Consider the following 15,464-nt stretch of genomic DNA (forward strand, 5'->3'; position numbering starts at 1 on the left):
GTGCGGTCATGGAGGCAGTGACGGTACACCGGAGCGCTCGACCGGCCGCGTCGCGGGTCGGCGCGGCCGTCGTACCGGGCCTCGTCCTCGCCCTCGCCGCGCTCCTGCACCTCCTCGTCTGCGCCCACGGTCCCGTCGCGCCGGGAGCCGGCCGTACCGACGTCCTGACCGCCACCGCGTCCGCCCACGGGCCGGCGCTGCGCGACCTCCCGGCCGCCGACCGGATGCACACGCCGCACACGCCGCACACGACGCCGGTCGGGGACGGCGCCGCCGGATGCGCCGACGCCGACGAGCCGACGGTCCCGTCGCCCCGCGCCGCCGGGGCTCCGGCGCCGGTGACCCCGGCCCTCCCGGCCGCCGGGCCGGCCGCCGGGCCGGCCGCCGGGCCGGCCGCCGGGCCGGCCGCCGGGAGTGCGTACGGCTGCGGCCGGTGCGGGCCACCGGGCACGCGGGGCGTCGTCGGGCATCCCGCGGAAGGCCGGGCGGTGCTGGGGGTGTGGCGGACCTGACGGCGATCGAGCCGCGGCCGGCGGGTGAGCACGCTCGCCCGCCGGCCGCGACTGCGCCGATCGGACCCCCGTACCCCCATGACGGTCGTTCGCGCGTCGTCGTACGCGCCGGCCGAGGGAGCACTGCGCCATGAACGCCTTCCCTTCCTCCCCCTCCTTCACCCTGTCCGCGTCCCCCGCCCAGCTCCAGGCCGAGACCAAGCGCCCCACGCTCACCCCGGCCGGCCTGGTCGGCAACACGCCGCTGATGTGGGTGGGGGATCCCTTCACCACCGCGGGCCGCGGGTTCTGGGCCAAGCTGGAGGGCTGCAACCCCGGCGGGATCAAGGACCGCACCGCCCTGTACATGGTCCAGGCCGCCCGGGAGCGCGGTGCGCTCCGGCCCGGCGCCCGGATCATCGAATCGAGTTCGGGAACGCTCGGCCTCGGACTCGCGCTGGCCGGGGTGACCTTCGGGCACCCGGTCACGGTCGTCACCGACCCCGGAATGGAGCCGCTGATGGCCGGACTGCTGGCTGCCTACGGCGCCGACGTCGAACACGTCGAGGCGCCCCACCCCACCGGCGGATGGCAGCAGACCAGGCGCCAGCGGGTCGAGGACCTCCTCGCGGCCCACCCGGGCTCCTGGTGCCCCGACCAGTACGGCAACCCCGACAACGTCGCGGCCTACCGGCCCCTGGCACACGAACTCGTCGCCCAGCTCGGCCGCATCGACGCCCTCGTCGTCAGCGTCGGCACCGGCGGGCACTCCGCGGGGATCGCCTCCGTCCTGCGCGGATACTTTCCCGACCTACGGGTCGTGGGCGTCGACGCGGCCGGCTCCACCATCTTCGGCCAGCCCGCCGCACCCCGGTTGATGCGTGGCCTGGGCAGCAGCATCTTCCCCGACAACGTCGCCTACGACGTCTTCGACGAGGTCCACTGGGTCTGCGCCGCCGAAGCCGTGTGGGCGGCCCGCGCCCTGGCCCGCGGCCGGTGCGCGAGCGGCGGCTGGAGCGTCGGCGCGGTCGGCCTCGCCGCCCGCTGGCTGGCCGCGGCCATGCCCGCGCAGGCGCGGATCGTCGCCGTCTTTCCCGACGGCCCCGAGCGCTACGTCGGCACGGTCTTCGACGACGCGTACTGCGCGGCGCACGACCTGATGGGCCACCAGCCCGCCGACGAGCCCGACGAGATCACCTACCCGGGGGAGAAGACGATCACCCGCTGGACCCGCTGCACCACCGTCCTCGACCCGCTCGGCGCCACCCGCCGGGGCGGCCCGGCCGGAGCGTCCCGGTGAGGGCGCTGTGGCGCCGGACCGCCTCCTTCCCGCCGGCCGTCCGGCTGTTGCTGGTCAACCAGTTCGCCATCAACCTCGCCTTCTACATGCTCATGCCCTACCTGGCCGCCCACCTCGCGGGCGGCCTCGGCCTGGCCGCCTGGGCCGTGGGCCTGGTGCTGGGCGTGCGCAACCTCTCCCAGCAGGGGATGTACCTGATCGGCGGCACCCTCGCCGACCGCTACGGCTACAAGGCCCCGATCATGGCCGGCTGCCTGCTCCGCACCTTCGGATTCGTGCTGCTCGGCTGGGCCGACTCCTTGCCCGTGCTCGTCGTCGCCTCCGCCGCCACCGGCTTCGCCGGAGCGCTCTTCAACCCGGCCGTGCGGGCGTACCTGGCCGCGGAGGCGGGGGAGCGGCGCGTCGACGCCTTCGCCACCTTCAACGTCTACTACCAGGCCGGGATGCTCCTCGGCCCGCTCGTCGGACTGGCCCTGCTGGCCGCGGACTTCCGGGCCGTCTGCGCGGCCGCGGCCCTCGTCTTCGCCCTGCTGACGCTGTTGCAGTGGCGCGCGCTGCCCGACCGGAGCGGCGACGGCGTCGACCCAGGCTCCCCGGAGGGCGTACGGGCGCAGTGGCGGACCGTGCTCGCCAACCGTCCGTTCCTGCTCTTCTCCCTCGCGATGACCGGGTCCTACGTCCTGACCTTCCAGGTGTACCTCGCTCTGCCCCTGGCCGCGGGGAACGCCCTCGGGGACGTCGCGGGCACCCGGGCCACGAGCGGGCTGTTCGTCGTGTCGGCCGCCGTCACCGTGCTCGGACAACTACGGCTGACGGGCTGGGCGAAGCGCCGCTGGACCCCGGCGCAGGCCCTGGTCCGGGGGCTGGCCGTGATGGGACTGGCCTTCCTCCCGCTGGTGTTCGCCCCGTCCGGGGCCCCGTACCTCTCGTTGGTGTCCTTGACCGCGGCGGTGGTGTTCCTGGCCGTGGGGAGCGCGGTGGTGTACCCGTTCGAGATGGACACCGTGGTCGCCCTCTCCGGCGACCGGCTGGTCGCCACCCACTACGGGTTCTACAACACGGTCTCCGGCCTCGGGATCACCCTGGGGAACCTGGGCACCGGGGCGGTGTGGGAACTCGCGGTCCACGGGCGGGCGCCGTGGACGCCCTGGCTCGTCCTCACGGTCACGGGCCTGGGCTGCGCGGCCGCCGTCGCGGCCCTCGCGCGAAGCGGACGACTCGTGGCCCCGAGGGGCACGGCGACCCCGGCCGCCCTCCGGTAGGTTGTCCGGTCCGTCGACGCACGACCGGCCCGGTCGGGTGAGGAGCCCGTAGATGATCTTCCTGCGCGAGGTGCGCGACAGTGACCTGCCCGCCTTCCGGGAGCATGCGCGCGACCCGGTCGCGCAACACATGGCGGCCTTCGTCGGCGACCACGACGGCGATCCCGTCGCGTTCGACGCCCACTGGGCGCGGATCCGCGCCGACCCGGCCATCGTGATGCGGACCGTGCTGGTCGAGGGACAGGTGGTGGGCCACGTCGCGGCGTACGGGCCACCGGACGAGCGCGAGGTCACGTACTGGATCGCCCGCGCCCACTGGGGGCGCGGGATCGCCACGGCGGCGCTCGCCGAGCTGCTCGAACTCGACGCCGCGCGGCCGGTGCACGCCCGTGCCGCGGCGGACAACGCCGCTTCGATCAGGGTGCTGGAGAAGTGCGGGTTCGTCCTCACGGGCCGGGACCGCGGCTTCGCCCGGGCCCGTGGCGGCGAGATCGACGAGGTGCTCCTGACCTTGGCCTGAGCATCGACCGCGCCGGTCACAGCACTAGAGTGCCCACGCTCCGCTGAAATCAAGCCAGTTGGAGCAGGCCATGGCGGTCGGTCGGGAGGGACGACGGCCATGGGCTCGGGAGATGTGGTGGCCAGGTGGGCCGGCGCGCTGACGACGAAGACGCCGGCCGCGGTGGCCGCCGGAGCGGGCGGGTGGTGGGTCGACCGGGGCTCACCGGTGGCCGTGGTCCAGCGCAGCACGACCGCGACGGCGGTGACGACCAGCCGCTGCGCACCTCGGACATCCCCGCCGCCACGCCCTCGCCCGCCGCCGCCCCCGCGACCCCGAGCCGCCCGGGCAACACCCCGCGCACCAGCGCGCCCCCGCCTCCGCCCACACGGACGACGGTGACCATCGACGCGCCCGGCAGCGGGGCCGGGCTGCGGCGCGGCTGCCAGGAGGCCTTCGCCGGGACGGCGCGGGCGCACCCGGGCGAGCAGCTCATCACCGATCCGCAACGCACCGGTCGGCAGATCCAGGGACCGAACGGCGCGGTGGCCCTCGGCGCCGGCGCGTCCGGCCGGTTCACCGTCCCGCTGTTGCCCGACGGAACGTACCCGCTCGTCTTCGCCGCCACCGCCACCGCCCCGGCCTCCGGCCTGACCGGCAGCGCCCAGGTCTCCGTACGGATCGTCGGCCGCATCCGCTGAGCCGCGCGTCCGGCCGGCGCGCGTTAGTGAAGCATTAGCGGGGCACGTGATCATGGGCGCGCCCACCGGACGCTCGCCGTCCGGAAACGCGCAGTCCAGAGAGAGACCCATGAGACCAGGAATCGCCGTAGTAGCGGTCACAGCCGTGCTGGCCGTCGGCGCCGCAGCCGTCGTCACCGTCGCCACCGCCAATGCCTCGGAGGACACCGGCATCGCCGTCACGGCGTCGACCGGTACCGGGCAGCCCGTGGATCCCAGCCCGACCGAGACCGAGCTGTCCCGCTCCACCAGCGAACCGGAGCCGGACGTCTCGACGACACCGCCCGCGGCGCCGGTGCCGACCAGGACGACGGGACCGGGTCCCACGCCGGCCCCGAGCACGACGAAGGGGGCGTCGCCCGCACCGACCAAGTCGACGAAGCCGCCCACACAGAAGTTCAGCGGCAAGGCGTCGACCTACCAGCCCGGGATGGGGGCGTGCGGTCAGTACATCGCCCCCGGCGACCTCGTGGCCGCGATCGATCCCTCACTGTTCGGGGCCGGATATCCGGGCCCGAACTGCGGCAAGAAGATCGTGGTCACCTACAAGGGCAAGTCCGTCACCTTGACCGTCCTCGACGAGGCGCCGGGCGCCGGGCGGGGCGGTCTCGACCTGACGCCCGGCGCCTTCCGGGCACTGTCCTCCCGCGACGAGGGACAGATCGACGTGACGTGGCACTTCGCGAAGCAGAAGTAGGGGGCTGAGCCCCGGCCCTCCCGGGCCCGCGGAACCCGCTCGGCGCTCCCCCCGCTCCGGGCGGGCCCCGCGCACGCCGGTTCAATGACGTGTCGCCGCCGGCGCCCGTGTCAGCATGGGGACCGGTGCGACACATCTGGTCAAGCGGACGGACGGGGCCACCCCGCAGGCGTCTCGTGCTCGCCGCCATGGGGTGCGCCGGCGGCATGATCATGCTCGACCAGACCGTCGTCGCGGTCGCCCTCTCCCCGATGGCCCGGGGCCTGGGGCTGACGACGTACGCACTGCACGGCGTGGCACTCGTCTACGTCCTCGCGCTGGCCGCGTTCGCGCCGGTCGGAGGCATGGTCGCCCGCCGCTTCGGCCTGTTGCCCACCTTCCGCTTCGGCATCCTGCTCTTCGCCGCCGCGTCGGGTTGCTGCGGACTCACCCCGTCTGGTCCGGCCGCCGAGCCCTTCCTGCTCCTGATGAGGGCCCTCCAGGGCGCCGGCGCCGGGCTGATGATCCCGGTGGCCACGACCCTGATCACGGGCCTGTACGAGGAGCGCGAACGCGGCCGGGCGCTGGCGACGTACGCCGGGCTGGCCCAGGTCTTCTTCGTCCTCGGACCCGTGGTGGGGGCGGTGCTGACGCAGTACCTCGGGTGGCGTGCGGTCTTCCCCGTCAACGTGCCCGTCGCCGCCGCGGTCCTGTGCCTGGCCGCCGGGGCCCGGGTCGAGGAGGAACCGGAGGGGCGACCGCTCACCGTGGTGGCGCCGCTCCTCATGCTCCTGTCCGTGGCCCTGCTCGTCCTCGGGCTCTACTGGTGCGGGTTCCGGGGCTTCACGGACCTGCGGAGCTTCGCCGTCATGGCGTCCGGTGCGCTGGCGCTGGCCGTGGCGGTGCGGCTCGTGCTGCGCTCCCCGGAGCCCTTCCTCGACCTGCGGTTGCTGGGCATCCGCCCGTACGCCGTGGTGGTGACGCTCACGGCCATGGTGCAGGCCGCCCAGCTCATCGTCGTGGTGCACGGCACGCTGTTCCTCCGGCAGGCCATGCACCGGCCGCTCCTGACCACGGGCCTCTCCCTGGTGCCCCTGGTCGCCGCGCTGACGGTGGGCACGCTCCTGTCCGGGCACCTGCTGGACCGCTACCGCTCCATCCGGATCCCCGTGCTGCTCGGGCTGGCGGCGGCCACGCTCGGCGCGGTGCTGTGGACGGTGGCCCTGCCGTCGCGCACGTACGCGTGGCAGGTTCCCGGGATGGTCCTGGCGGGGGTCGGGATGGGCCTGCCGGTGCCCGCGCTGAGCGCCGAACTGATGCGCTGGGTCCCCGAGGGCGAGCGGGTCGACGCGTCCGTCCTGCGGCAGACGCTCCGCCAGCTGGGCGGGGCCGTCGGGCTGGCGCTCGCCGGCGCGATGGTCCTGACCGCGAACGACGACGCCGCCGATGCCGCCGGCATCGTCGATGCCACGGCCACCCCGGTGGCCTTCGTCGCCGCGAGCGGCTTCCTGTGCGCCGCGCTGCTGTGCGCGGCGCTCATGCTGCCGGCGGCGCAGCGGACGGAAAGACGCTGATCACCCGGGGTGCGCCCCGTGTGCCGCCCCGCGCAACGGGCCGCCCGGGATGTGGAAGGGCCCGATCTGGTGTGGACTCGGTAGGACGAGAAGTTCACCGCGGGGCGGGGCACGACGAGGAAGCAGAGGAACGCAGCCATGGCACCGAGCAAGCCCAGCATCGTCTTCGCCCACGGCCTGTGGGCCGACGGATCCTGCTACAGCAAGCTGATCCCGACCCTCCAGCAGGAGGGCCACGAGGTGGTGTCCGCGCAGAACACCCTGGACACGCTCGACGGGGACGTCGACGCGGTACGCCGGGCCCTCGCCCGGGTCGGCTCCCCGGCGATCCTCGTCGGCCACTCCTGGGGCGGCTTCGTCATCACCGCCGCGGGCACGGACGCCCGGGTGGCGGGGCTCGTCTACGTGTCCGCACTGGCCCCGGACGCGGGCGAGACGCCGCAGGACCTGATCGGCAAGTTCGCCCCGCCCCCGTTGTTCTCGCACCTGGACGCCGAGGACGGGCGCCTGTGGATCAGCCGCGACGGCATCTCCGACTTCTGCGGCGACCTGCCGGAGGCCGAGCAGCAGCTGGTCTGGGCGACCCAGGTGTCCGCGGGGGAGGCCGTGCTGGGGGCCTCGACGGACGATCCGGCCTGGCGGACCAAGCCGAGCTGGTTCGTCATCTCCCGGCAGGACCGCGCCGTAGACCCCGAACTCCAGCGCTTCGAAGCGGAGCGCATGGGCGCCACGGTGGTCGAGGTCGACTCCTCGCACGTCCCGATGCTGTCCCACCCGGACGTCGTACTGGACGCCATCCGCGCGGCGGCCCGCGGCGTCTGACCCCCTCCGTAACCCCCTCCGTACCCACCGCACGCTCCCCGGGCCGAGACCGGCCCGGGGAGCGTGCGGTGTCGGCGGCGTGTCGGGAGCCGTCGGTCCGCTGTCGGCGGTGTCGGAGACCTTGTGACTGGCCCTGTCCACAGGCGAGTTCAGTTCAAGGAGCGCACATGTCGACCACTGTACGAGCGGGAAGCACCGTGATGTTCACCGGTGACTCGATCACCGACTGCCAACGGCTGGAGAGCGAGGACGGCCTCGGGTTCGGCTACCCGCTGCGCATCGCGGGCGAGTGGGGACTACGGCATCCGGACCGGCCGGTGACCTGGCTGAACACCGGGGTCGGAGGCAACAAGGTGATGGACCTCGCCGCCCGCTGGCAGACCGACGTGCTCGACGCGCGCCCGGACGTGGTGTCGATCCTCGTCGGTGTCAACGACATGGGGTGGCACACGCTGGACCCGAAGGGGTACGTGATCTCCGCGGACGAGTTCGAAGCGGCCTACGGTCGGCTGCTGGCCCCCCTCGCCCGGGCGGGCACGCAGCTGATCCTCATCGAGCCCTTCCTGCTGCCGATCCACGGCGTCGTCGAGGCCGGTGGCGGCTCCGTGCTCATCGGGGAGGCGGAGCGAACCGAATGGCGCGTGGACCTGGACCCGAAGATCCAGGCCGTCCGCAGGCTCGCCCGCCGGTACGGCGCGCGGCTGATCGCCGCCGACGGCATGTTCGCCGAGCTCGCGGCGACGACCGAGCCGGAGCACTGGAGCGCGGACGGTGTCCATCCGACACCGGCCGGCCACGCCGCCCTCGCGGCGGCCTGGCTGCGCCTGGTGGCGTGAGGGCCCTCAGTCCTCGAAAGGTACGAACCTGGCGAGCGAGGTCCAATCGAGCGGGCCCAGGATCGTCGCGAGGTGGGCGTACGGGTCCTGTGCGGGCGATTGGAACCACATCACCGAGAGCTCGGTGTGCCCGTATTCCGCGATGCCCTCGGGCGTCCACCCCGACGTCAGCCGCGCCCGGACCGTCTCGCGCGGGAGCCACGCGTCGACCTGCTTTTCCGCGTCGGCCCGGATCCCGTCGAGATCGTGCACGTACACCTGCGCCGTGCCCGGCACCGCCTTGTCGATGCGGATCAGATTCATGCGGCGATGCAGGTGGGGCGTGCCTTCGAGCAACCCCTCGCGATTGTCGCTCGTCGTGAGCTCGCGGAGCTCGGCGCGTACGGGCCCCACCTGGTAGCTGCGCAGCTCGTCGTTCCTCGTCTGGATCATGGGCCAGAGATTAGGCGTGCCCGGAGGGCGCGCCAAACGACTTTCCCGGGGCGCCCCACGGCCGCTGAGCAGGCTTTTAGCCGGTGTTCCGGGGCGTGTCAAGCCCCGAGTTCCCGGAGCGTGACCGCCGCGCGGCCGTGGGGCTTACTGGTGATGCGGGCCTCGCCGAAAGGGAAACGAGGCAGCGAGGGAGAGAAGGGAAACCTCCTCGGAGGAATTCCGAATATCCCTGGATAAAGAGATCCCTGAATGTCGGGGAGTCCATTCGTTCGCTCATCATCCGTAGGAGAAGGTCATGAACCGTAAGGCGCGCACCAACAACGTCGTCCGTACCAACCGCCGTGGATTCCGACTGGCCACGCTGTTCGCTTCGGCGGCCATGATCTCGGGAGGGGTCCTGATCCCCGCGTCCATGGCGTCGGCGGCTCCGATGCCCGCTCATGTGGCCATGGCCTTCCCGTCCGCCGGTGGTGCCGGCGGGGACGGCGGTGAGGGCGGCGGGGGCCTGATCGGCGGGGGCGGCGGCTCCGGCGGGTCGGGTGGCGGCAGCGTCACCGGTGTCGGCGGCGCCGGCGGCAACGGTGGCAAGGGTGGAGAGGGTGTCCTTTCCGGAGGTGGCGGTGGTGGCGGCGGTGGCGGTGGCGAGGGCGTCATCGGCGGCGACGGCGGCAAGGGCGGCGACGGCGGTGGCGGTCTGTTCGGTGGCACCGCCGGTAACGGCGGCGGTGGCGGCGACGGCGTCCTCCAGGGCGGCAACGGCGGCAAGGGCGGCCACGGCGGCGACGGCGTCTTCCAGGGCGGCGGCGGTGGCAAGGGCGGCAAGGGCGGCTTCGGCGGGCTCTTCGGTGGCGTCGGCGGCGGTGGTGGGACCGGAGGCTCCAGCATCTTCTGACCGGCCCACCCGACCGGACCGGGGGAGGCCTTCGCGCCTCCCCCGACCGACCTCCCCCTCCCCCGCAACTCCCGCTGGTGGCAAGGCCACTCAGGCGCTCACCGATTCGGAGAACCACGTCATGTTCACAAGCTCCTGGCAGCGTCCGCTCGTCCTGGCGGCGGCCTCCCTGGCCTTCGTCACCGGCACGGCGTGCGCCGCGCAAGCAGCGCAGTCCCACGCTCCCTCGGGCACCGTCTCCTCGGCCCTGCCGGGGCAGCCCGCCAACTGCGCCACGGGCGGCAGCGGCGGTGAGGGCGGCGAAGGCGGCGAAGGCGGCAAGGGCGGTCGGCCGGGGAAGCCCGGTGAACCCGGAAAGCCCGGCAAGGCCGGCGGATTGAGCTGCTTCCGGTTCGGTGACCTGCCCGACAAGCCGGCGGCGGAGCTGACGGTGGTGGACCGGGTGCGGATCGTGCTGATCCTGCTGGCCGACGACTCCGACGCGACGAAGGAGAAGATCGCCAAGAAGTACAAGATCTCGACCGAGCGGATCGACACCTGGAAGAAGAACTACCTGGCCGGTGACTGGTTCGCCCTGGTGACGAACCTCGCCACCTGACGCGAGCGCGAACTGTCCTGTTCCGCAAGGGCCCTTGAGGGGGCCCTTGCGCATGTTCGCGAGGTAAACGTCCCCGGAGGCGTTTAGAAGATCGCATTCTGGTTACACCAAGTAGCTACAGGCAACAGCCAGTACTCGACGGAAGGCAGGAAGATGACCTTCGCCATCGTGCTCATCCTCGTCGCGGTCCTCATGACGATCGCCCTGCTGGCTCTCGCACCCAGCGCCCCCGCGCGACGCAACCCGTTCCCCGGCCGCAGGCGCAGCGCCGCCCACCGCCGGCCCGACGCCTCCCGGCTGAACCGGGTCCCGCGCCAACAGGGCACCCAGCACCCCGCGAACTGACGCGGCCGCCCCGCGACGGCCGTGCACAATGGGGGCATGCGCGCTCCCATCGGCCCCTTCGACGAGGCCCGTCCCGCCCCCGACCATCTCGACGAACTGGTCGGCCCGGTGGCCGACGCGATCCGCTCCTGGCAGGGGACCGTCCCCGCCGGGCAGATCGTCTACGTCGACACCGATCCCGCCATCGCCGACACCGCGGCCTTCGTGGGGCACTACGGGCAGGAGCTCCTCGACCAGTCGGCGAACTGCGTGATCGTCGCCGCCCGTCGGGGCGGCGAGACCACGTTCGCCGCCTGCGTGATCCCCTCCGGTGCCCGCGCCGACGTCAACGGCGCCGTGCGGCGCCGACTCGACGCGCGCAAGGTGTCCTTCGCCCCGATGGAAACGGCGGTCGAGCGCACGGGCATGGAGTACGGCGGCATCACCCCGATCGGCCTCCCGGCGGACTGGCCGCTGCTGGTGGACCGGGCGGTCGTCGACACGCCGTACGTACTGATCGGCAGCGGCCGCCGCCGCGGCAAGCTCATCGCCCCCGGCGCGCTCTTCGCCGAACTCCCCGGCGCAGAGGTGATCGACGGCCTGGCGGGCTAGGGGAGCGCTCCCGTAGCCCTCGATCGGCGTAACGTGTGCTGCAGCGGCGACGGGGGCGGGTTCCACCGTCTTGCCTGATCAGCCGACCGGGCCGGCGCCCGGCCCGGCGCGGAGCGCGATGGCGTACGAGGGGAGTTCCGTGAGCGAGCGGCAGAACGGCAGACCCACCCTGGAAGAGGTGGCGGCCCTGGCCGGCGTCGGTCGGGGAACGGTCTCCCGGGTGATCAACGGCTCGCCACGGGTGAGCGAGCAGGCCAAGGAGGCCGTGGCCCGGGCCGTCGCCGAGTTGGGCTACGTCCCCAACCAGGCGGCCAGGGCGCTGGCCGGCAAGAGGACCGACGCGGTCGCCCTCGTCATTCCGGAGACCGAGGCCAGGCTCTTCTCCGAGCCGTACTTCCTCGACCTGATCCGCGGGGTCAGCGCCGAACTCGCCGAAGCGGACAAGCAACTGCTGCTCACGCTGGTACGGACCGAGGCCGAGCGGCAGCGCTTCGAGCACTATCTGGCCGCCCGGCGCGTCGACGGAGTCCTGCTGGCATCCGTCCACGCTGACGATCCGCTGCCGGACCGGATAGCCCGGCTCGGGCTGCCGGTCGTCATGAACGGCCGGCGCTCCGAGGGCGAGCCCGTCGACTACGTCGACTCCGACAACATCGGCGCGGGTCGGGCGGCCGTCGCCCATCTCGTCGGGCGGAACAGGAGCAGGATCGCGACCATCACCGGTCCGCTGGACATGTACGTGGCCCGCGCGCGCCTGGGCGGATACCGCGCGGGACTCGCCGAGGCGGGCATCGGGCCCGACGAGGCGCTGGTGGCGACGGCCGACTTCACCGAGGCCGGCGGGCGGGCGGCGATGCGCGAGCTGCTGGAACGCGCCCCCGACCTGGACGCGGTCTTCGCCGCCTCCGACGTGATGGCGGCGGGCGCGCGCGGCGTGCTGCGCGAGGCGGGGCGCAAGGTTCCCGAGGACGTCGCCCTGGTGGGGGTGGACGACTCGACGGTGGCCCGGCTGATGGACCCGCCGCTGACGAGCGTGCGCCAGCCGATCGAGGAGATGGGCCGCACGATGACCCGCCTGCTGCTCCAGAAGATCGCGGGGGAGTACGGACCCGCTGCCGCCGCACCCCCGGGGAAGGGCGAGGAGCCGCGCAGGGTCCTCCCGACGGAGCTGGTGGTGCGGCAGTCCAGTTGAGCCCGCGACGCGGACCCGGCGGCGGGCGCCCCTCGGGCCTCCAGTAGCGTCCGTCCGGTGACCACTCCGACCTCGTCCGAGTCCTCTGTTCCCGCCGAGGGCGTCGATGCCGTCGACGCCCTCGTCCGGATCTGCCCGCCGCCCGCCGATCCGCCGCCCGCCGTGGATTGGGAACGGACCGAGCGCGCCCTCGGCGTCGCGCTGCCCGCCGACTACAAGCGGCTCGTGGACACGTACGGCGACGGCGTCTTCGACGGGACGATCTGGCTGCTCGTCCCCGGTTCCGCTTACCAGGAGTGCGACATGCGCCTGCGGACGGCGGAGCGGGACGAGGACCTCGCCTACCTGTGGGAGGCGGGCGAGGCGAAGCCCGCCGAGCTGCTGGAGGAGGGGGCCCGCGTACTGCCGTGGGCGTTCGAGGAGGGTACGGGGGCGTTCCTCTACTGGCTCGTGCGGCCCGGCCGGCACCCCGACGCGTGGACGGTCCTCTACAACGAGGGGCGCGGCCCGATGTGGGAGCACCACGACACCGGGTGCGCCGCCTTCGTCCTGGCGGTGCTCGACGCAACCGCGCGCACCAGCTACTTCGGCCACCTCCACGAGGTCCTGAAGCCGACGGAGCACCGCTTCGAGACGGCCGCCGACACCCTCGGAGCGGCCCGGCCCTGATGCCGTCATCGGCCCTCGAAGGCTTCGAAGGCGTCGAGGCCTTCGACGCCCTCGTCCGACTCTGTCCGCCGCCCGCCGCCCCGACCCCGCCCTCGGACTGGGTGGCGAAGGAGGGCGTCTGCTTCACGCCGTCACCAGAGCTCCGCCCCGGTGACGCGCCACGCATCGTCACCGTCACCTGGACCGCACGGCATTGCCGCATCCACAGCACGGACGCCCTGCGCGTCTGGGCCCGGGCCAACGGCTATGAGCTCCCGCCGCGCGGCCGGATTCCGCATCTGGTGTTCACGGCCTGGAAGCGGGCGCACTCGGAGGGTTGAACCGTGCGCTGCACCCGACCACTTCACTCCTTCACCGGGACCGGTCGTCCTCGTCGAGCCGTCGGGCCAGGTCGATCTTGGTGAAGGCCGGGCGGCCCACATCCCGGTACTTCTGCTTCACCCGGTCCAGGTAGTACTTCGCGGTGTAGACGCTGATCCCGGCGCGCCGGGCCGTGGCCTTGAGCGTCAGTCCCGAGGCGTAGTCGCGCAGCACCTGGCGTTCCCGGGGCGCCAGATGCGGTCGGGTCGCGGTGGTGTCCCGAACCCAGGCGAAGGCGAGTTCGGGGGAGTGCGCCGTACCGCCCGCGGCCACGGTTTCGACGGCCTCCACCAGGGTGTCCAGGGCGTGGTCCTTGGTGAGGTAGCCGTCCGCCCCGGCCGCGACGGCCGCGACGACCATGGCGGGGTCGGCGATCGTGCTGATGACCAGCACCCTGCTCCCCGCGGCCCGCACCCGGCGGACGTTGGCTTCCGGCCGGGACCCGTCCCCGAGTACGAGGTCGAGGAGCACCACGGCGGCGGTCCGCGCCGGAGCGGGTGTGGGGGTGGCGGCGGGAGCGAGAGCGGGCACCGGAGCGGGTGCTGGACCTGGAGTGGGCGCTGGAGCCGGAGGGGCCAACAGCTCGTCGACCGTCGACGCGGTCGCGATGAGGCGCAGGCGGTGCTGGCCGGACAGCCAGGCGCGCAACCCGTCGAGGAGCATGCGGTCGTCGTCGACCACCGCGATGTCGATCACGCCGGCCAGCGCAATGCGACCAGGGTGCCCTCGCCGGGGCGACTGTCCACTTCCGCACTGCCTCCGACGGCGACCATCCTGCCGTGTACGGAGCGGCGAAGTCCGGTGCCGGCGCGGCGACCGCCCCCGCCGGACGCGGACGCGGACGCGTCGAAGCCGACGCCGCGGTCGGCCACGGTCACCTCGACGCCGCCGGCCCGGCCGAAGACGGTGAGGTAGGCCAGCGGGGTCCGCGCGTGGGTGCGCACGTTGTTCAACGCCTCGGTCACCGCCGCGGCCAGGGCCCGGGCGACTTCGTGCGGCAGGTCCGGCACCGCGTCGTACTGCGAGGTCACCTTGAGGCCGAGGCTCTCCGCGCCGCGGGTGGCCTCCTCCAGGGCGGCCGCGGTACCGACCCTGTCGGGGGCGGGAGAGCCGTCGTACCGGTGCGGTTCTTCGAGGGTGCCGGATTGGACGAGCCGTCGGAGGTAGGCCGCTTCGCGGGCACAGCGGTCCCGGAAACCCGGCGCGTTCACGTCCACCCGGCCGGCGGCGATGGTGGTCAGAGTGGCGAGCACGGTGTCGTGCAGTGCGGCGTGGTGCGCGGCCCGTTCCGCCTGCCGGGCCCGTGCGCTCTCGACGACGACGGCCCGTTCCTGGGCGATGTCCAGCAGCATCCCCTGACGCCGCAGGTACCACCAGCCCGGTCCGGCAACGGCCACGGCTTCGACGACCGCCGTGACGTGTTCGAGGAGGGCGGGCGTGGAGGAGGTCGCGACCGCCTGGTGGACGGCGAGTGAGGTGAACAGCAGGAGGAGGACGGCGAGGGCGGCGCTGCGCCGACCGAGCGTGACCACGGCGGCCGCCGCCGCGGAGAGGGCGGGCACCATCAGCCAGCCGTGCGGTTCCACCGCCGGGCCGTCGCCGATGGTGGCCACGGCCACCCACGGGAGCGCGCAGCCGGTCAGCAGCACGTCGGCCCAGACCCGCGAGGGTCGGAACCAGCCGCGCAGGAGGGCCGAGCCGTAGACGAACACGGTGACGGCGCCCACGGCGGCCAGAAGACCGATGCTCCGCCAGTCGACCGCGACGTCGCCCACGACATCGGCCGCGTACACGAGGTGCGCGATCCGGAACAGTGCTGCGGCCCTCACGGCGAACCGCCGTGCACGCTGAAGCCCCACTGACACACCCCCGTGTGACGAGATCCCCCACCAACGCGGCGACCAGCCCCCACTAGTGCCCGCACCGGTGCCCCGACCGGCACCCCCCCGAATGGGCGGGTTCCGTGCGCTTAGTGCATCTCGTTACGTTTCTCCGCGTCAAGACCGTCACCGGACATCCGTACACCCGGACATCCGGACAGCTGTGGCTCCGTACATTCCGCTCGAAAGACTCCTGGAGAGGTTCCATGCGACGTCAACGAGGTTTGCGCGCGGTACTCCTGGCCGTGGCCGTTGCCTGCGGCACTGCCTTTGCCGGCTCCGTCCAGGCCCATGCGGCGCCTGCT

At 73.3% G+C, this 15,464-nt stretch carries 19 protein-coding genes; 16 read left to right on the forward strand and 3 right to left on the reverse strand.

Annotation, left to right across the window (positions count from 1 at the left end; genetic code table 11):
• Positions 1-8 precede the first annotated feature (8 nt).
• The 9 genes from ACIQWR_RS23645 (at position 9) to ACIQWR_RS23685 (ending at position 8,200) form a co-directional block, all read left to right on the forward strand.
• Positions 9-512 (forward strand): hypothetical protein, encoded by a 504-nt coding sequence (locus ACIQWR_RS23645; protein WP_404012781.1) that lies wholly within the window; start codon positions 9-11, stop codon positions 510-512.
• Positions 513-642: 130 nt separating this feature from the next.
• On the forward strand, positions 643-1,791 hold the full coding sequence (locus ACIQWR_RS23650) for a PLP-dependent cysteine synthase family protein (protein WP_404012784.1): 1,149 nt from the start codon (positions 643-645) through the stop codon (positions 1,789-1,791).
• On the forward strand, positions 1,788-3,053 hold the full coding sequence (locus tag ACIQWR_RS23655; protein WP_404012786.1) for an MFS transporter: 1,266 nt from the start codon (positions 1,788-1,790) through the stop codon (positions 3,051-3,053). Before ACIQWR_RS23650 ends, ACIQWR_RS23655 begins: the two co-directional genes overlap by 4 nt.
• Positions 3,054-3,105: 52 nt before the next feature.
• Positions 3,106-3,573, forward strand: a complete 468-nt coding sequence (locus ACIQWR_RS23660; protein ID WP_404012789.1) for a GNAT family N-acetyltransferase — start codon at positions 3,106-3,108, stop codon at positions 3,571-3,573.
• A gap of 182 nt (positions 3,574-3,755) precedes the next feature.
• Positions 3,756-4,253, forward strand: coding sequence for a hypothetical protein (locus ACIQWR_RS23665; protein WP_404012792.1), 498 nt, complete (start codon positions 3,756-3,758; stop codon positions 4,251-4,253).
• Between the two features lie 109 nt (positions 4,254-4,362).
• A complete protein-coding gene (locus tag ACIQWR_RS23670; protein ID WP_404012795.1) occupies positions 4,363-4,989 on the forward strand; it encodes an RlpA-like double-psi beta-barrel domain-containing protein in 627 nt (208 codons plus the stop codon).
• A gap of 206 nt (positions 4,990-5,195) precedes the next feature.
• A complete protein-coding gene (locus ACIQWR_RS23675; protein WP_404012798.1) occupies positions 5,196-6,542 on the forward strand; it encodes an MFS transporter in 1,347 nt (448 codons plus the stop codon).
• Positions 6,543-6,680: 138 nt separating this feature from the next.
• Entirely contained in the window at positions 6,681-7,364 is a 684-nt protein-coding gene (locus ACIQWR_RS23680; protein WP_404012801.1) for an alpha/beta fold hydrolase, read from the forward strand.
• A gap of 167 nt (positions 7,365-7,531) precedes the next feature.
• On the forward strand, positions 7,532-8,200 hold the full coding sequence (locus ACIQWR_RS23685) for an SGNH/GDSL hydrolase family protein (RefSeq protein ID WP_404012803.1): 669 nt from the start codon (positions 7,532-7,534) through the stop codon (positions 8,198-8,200).
• Between the two features lie 6 nt (positions 8,201-8,206).
• Here the strand turns inward: ACIQWR_RS23685 and ACIQWR_RS23690 are convergent, their stop codons facing one another.
• Positions 8,207-8,632, reverse strand: coding sequence for a hypothetical protein (locus ACIQWR_RS23690; protein WP_404012806.1), 426 nt, complete (start codon positions 8,630-8,632; stop codon positions 8,207-8,209).
• A 295-nt stretch (positions 8,633-8,927) separates the two neighbouring features.
• On the opposite strand from ACIQWR_RS23690, the gene ACIQWR_RS23695 reads away from it, so the two are divergent.
• From ACIQWR_RS23695 to ACIQWR_RS23725, 7 genes are all read left to right on the forward strand, one after another.
• Positions 8,928-9,524 carry a hypothetical protein gene (locus ACIQWR_RS23695; RefSeq protein WP_404012809.1) on the forward strand — a complete coding sequence of 199 codons (597 nt, stop codon included), beginning with the start codon at positions 8,928-8,930 and terminating at the stop codon, positions 9,522-9,524.
• A 121-nt stretch (positions 9,525-9,645) separates the two neighbouring features.
• Positions 9,646-10,122, forward strand: a complete 477-nt coding sequence (locus ACIQWR_RS23700; protein WP_404012812.1) for a hypothetical protein — start codon at positions 9,646-9,648, stop codon at positions 10,120-10,122.
• A gap of 153 nt (positions 10,123-10,275) precedes the next feature.
• Entirely contained in the window at positions 10,276-10,467 is a 192-nt protein-coding gene (locus ACIQWR_RS23705) for a hypothetical protein (RefSeq protein ID WP_399263803.1), read from the forward strand.
• Positions 10,468-10,503: 36 nt separating this feature from the next.
• Positions 10,504-11,058 carry a YbaK/EbsC family protein gene (locus ACIQWR_RS23710; protein WP_399263805.1) on the forward strand — a complete coding sequence of 185 codons (555 nt, stop codon included), beginning with the start codon at positions 10,504-10,506 and terminating at the stop codon, positions 11,056-11,058.
• A 118-nt stretch (positions 11,059-11,176) separates the two neighbouring features.
• Entirely contained in the window at positions 11,177-12,250 is a 1,074-nt protein-coding gene (locus ACIQWR_RS23715) for a LacI family DNA-binding transcriptional regulator (protein ID WP_404013290.1), read from the forward strand.
• A gap of 57 nt (positions 12,251-12,307) precedes the next feature.
• Entirely contained in the window at positions 12,308-12,919 is a 612-nt protein-coding gene (locus ACIQWR_RS23720) for a hypothetical protein (protein ID WP_404012817.1), read from the forward strand.
• A complete protein-coding gene (locus ACIQWR_RS23725; RefSeq protein ID WP_404012819.1) occupies positions 12,919-13,239 on the forward strand; it encodes a hypothetical protein in 321 nt (106 codons plus the stop codon). The genes ACIQWR_RS23720 and ACIQWR_RS23725 overlap by 1 nt, the downstream gene beginning before the upstream one ends.
• A gap of 31 nt (positions 13,240-13,270) precedes the next feature.
• Here ACIQWR_RS23725 and ACIQWR_RS23730 read toward each other — a convergent pair whose 3' ends face one another.
• Complete coding sequence (locus tag ACIQWR_RS23730; protein WP_404012822.1) at positions 13,271-13,975, reverse strand: LuxR C-terminal-related transcriptional regulator; 705 nt, start codon at positions 13,973-13,975, stop codon at positions 13,271-13,273.
• Positions 13,972-15,108 carry a sensor histidine kinase gene (locus ACIQWR_RS23735; RefSeq protein ID WP_404012826.1) on the reverse strand — a complete coding sequence of 379 codons (1,137 nt, stop codon included), beginning with the start codon at positions 15,106-15,108 and terminating at the stop codon, positions 13,972-13,974. Before ACIQWR_RS23735 ends, ACIQWR_RS23730 begins: the two co-directional genes overlap by 4 nt.
• Between the last annotated feature and the right edge of the window lie 356 nt (positions 15,109-15,464).

The sequence above is a fragment of the Streptomyces sp. NPDC098789 genome (assembly GCF_044759975.1).
Taxonomy (GTDB): domain Bacteria; phylum Actinomycetota; class Actinomycetes; order Streptomycetales; family Streptomycetaceae; genus Streptomyces.

Bases quoted from the DNA above. Each gene is read 5' to 3' on its own strand.
- ACIQWR_RS23715 (WP_404013290.1), top strand. From the start codon at position 11,177: ATGGCGTACGAGGGGAGTTCCGTGAGCGAGCGGCAGAACGGCAGACCC.
- ACIQWR_RS23670 (WP_404012795.1), top strand. From the start codon at position 4,363: ATGAGACCAGGAATCGCCGTAGTAGCGGTCACAGCCGTGCTGGCCGTC.
- ACIQWR_RS23685 (WP_404012803.1), top strand. From the start codon at position 7,532: ATGTCGACCACTGTACGAGCGGGAAGCACCGTGATGTTCACCGGTGAC.
- ACIQWR_RS23650 (WP_404012784.1), top strand. From the start codon at position 643: ATGAACGCCTTCCCTTCCTCCCCCTCCTTCACCCTGTCCGCGTCCCCC.
- ACIQWR_RS23700 (WP_404012812.1), top strand. From the start codon at position 9,646: ATGTTCACAAGCTCCTGGCAGCGTCCGCTCGTCCTGGCGGCGGCCTCC.
- ACIQWR_RS23690 (WP_404012806.1), bottom strand. From the start codon at position 8,632: ATGATCCAGACGAGGAACGACGAGCTGCGCAGCTACCAGGTGGGGCCC.
- ACIQWR_RS23705 (WP_399263803.1), top strand. From the start codon at position 10,276: ATGACCTTCGCCATCGTGCTCATCCTCGTCGCGGTCCTCATGACGATC.
- ACIQWR_RS23675 (WP_404012798.1), top strand. From the start codon at position 5,196: ATGATCATGCTCGACCAGACCGTCGTCGCGGTCGCCCTCTCCCCGATG.
- ACIQWR_RS23680 (WP_404012801.1), top strand. From the start codon at position 6,681: ATGGCACCGAGCAAGCCCAGCATCGTCTTCGCCCACGGCCTGTGGGCC.
- ACIQWR_RS23645 (WP_404012781.1), top strand. From the start codon at position 9: ATGGAGGCAGTGACGGTACACCGGAGCGCTCGACCGGCCGCGTCGCGG.
- ACIQWR_RS23710 (WP_399263805.1), top strand. From the start codon at position 10,504: ATGCGCGCTCCCATCGGCCCCTTCGACGAGGCCCGTCCCGCCCCCGAC.
- ACIQWR_RS23725 (WP_404012819.1), top strand. From the start codon at position 12,919: ATGCCGTCATCGGCCCTCGAAGGCTTCGAAGGCGTCGAGGCCTTCGAC.
- ACIQWR_RS23660 (WP_404012789.1), top strand. From the start codon at position 3,106: ATGATCTTCCTGCGCGAGGTGCGCGACAGTGACCTGCCCGCCTTCCGG.
- ACIQWR_RS23695 (WP_404012809.1), top strand. From the start codon at position 8,928: ATGAACCGTAAGGCGCGCACCAACAACGTCGTCCGTACCAACCGCCGT.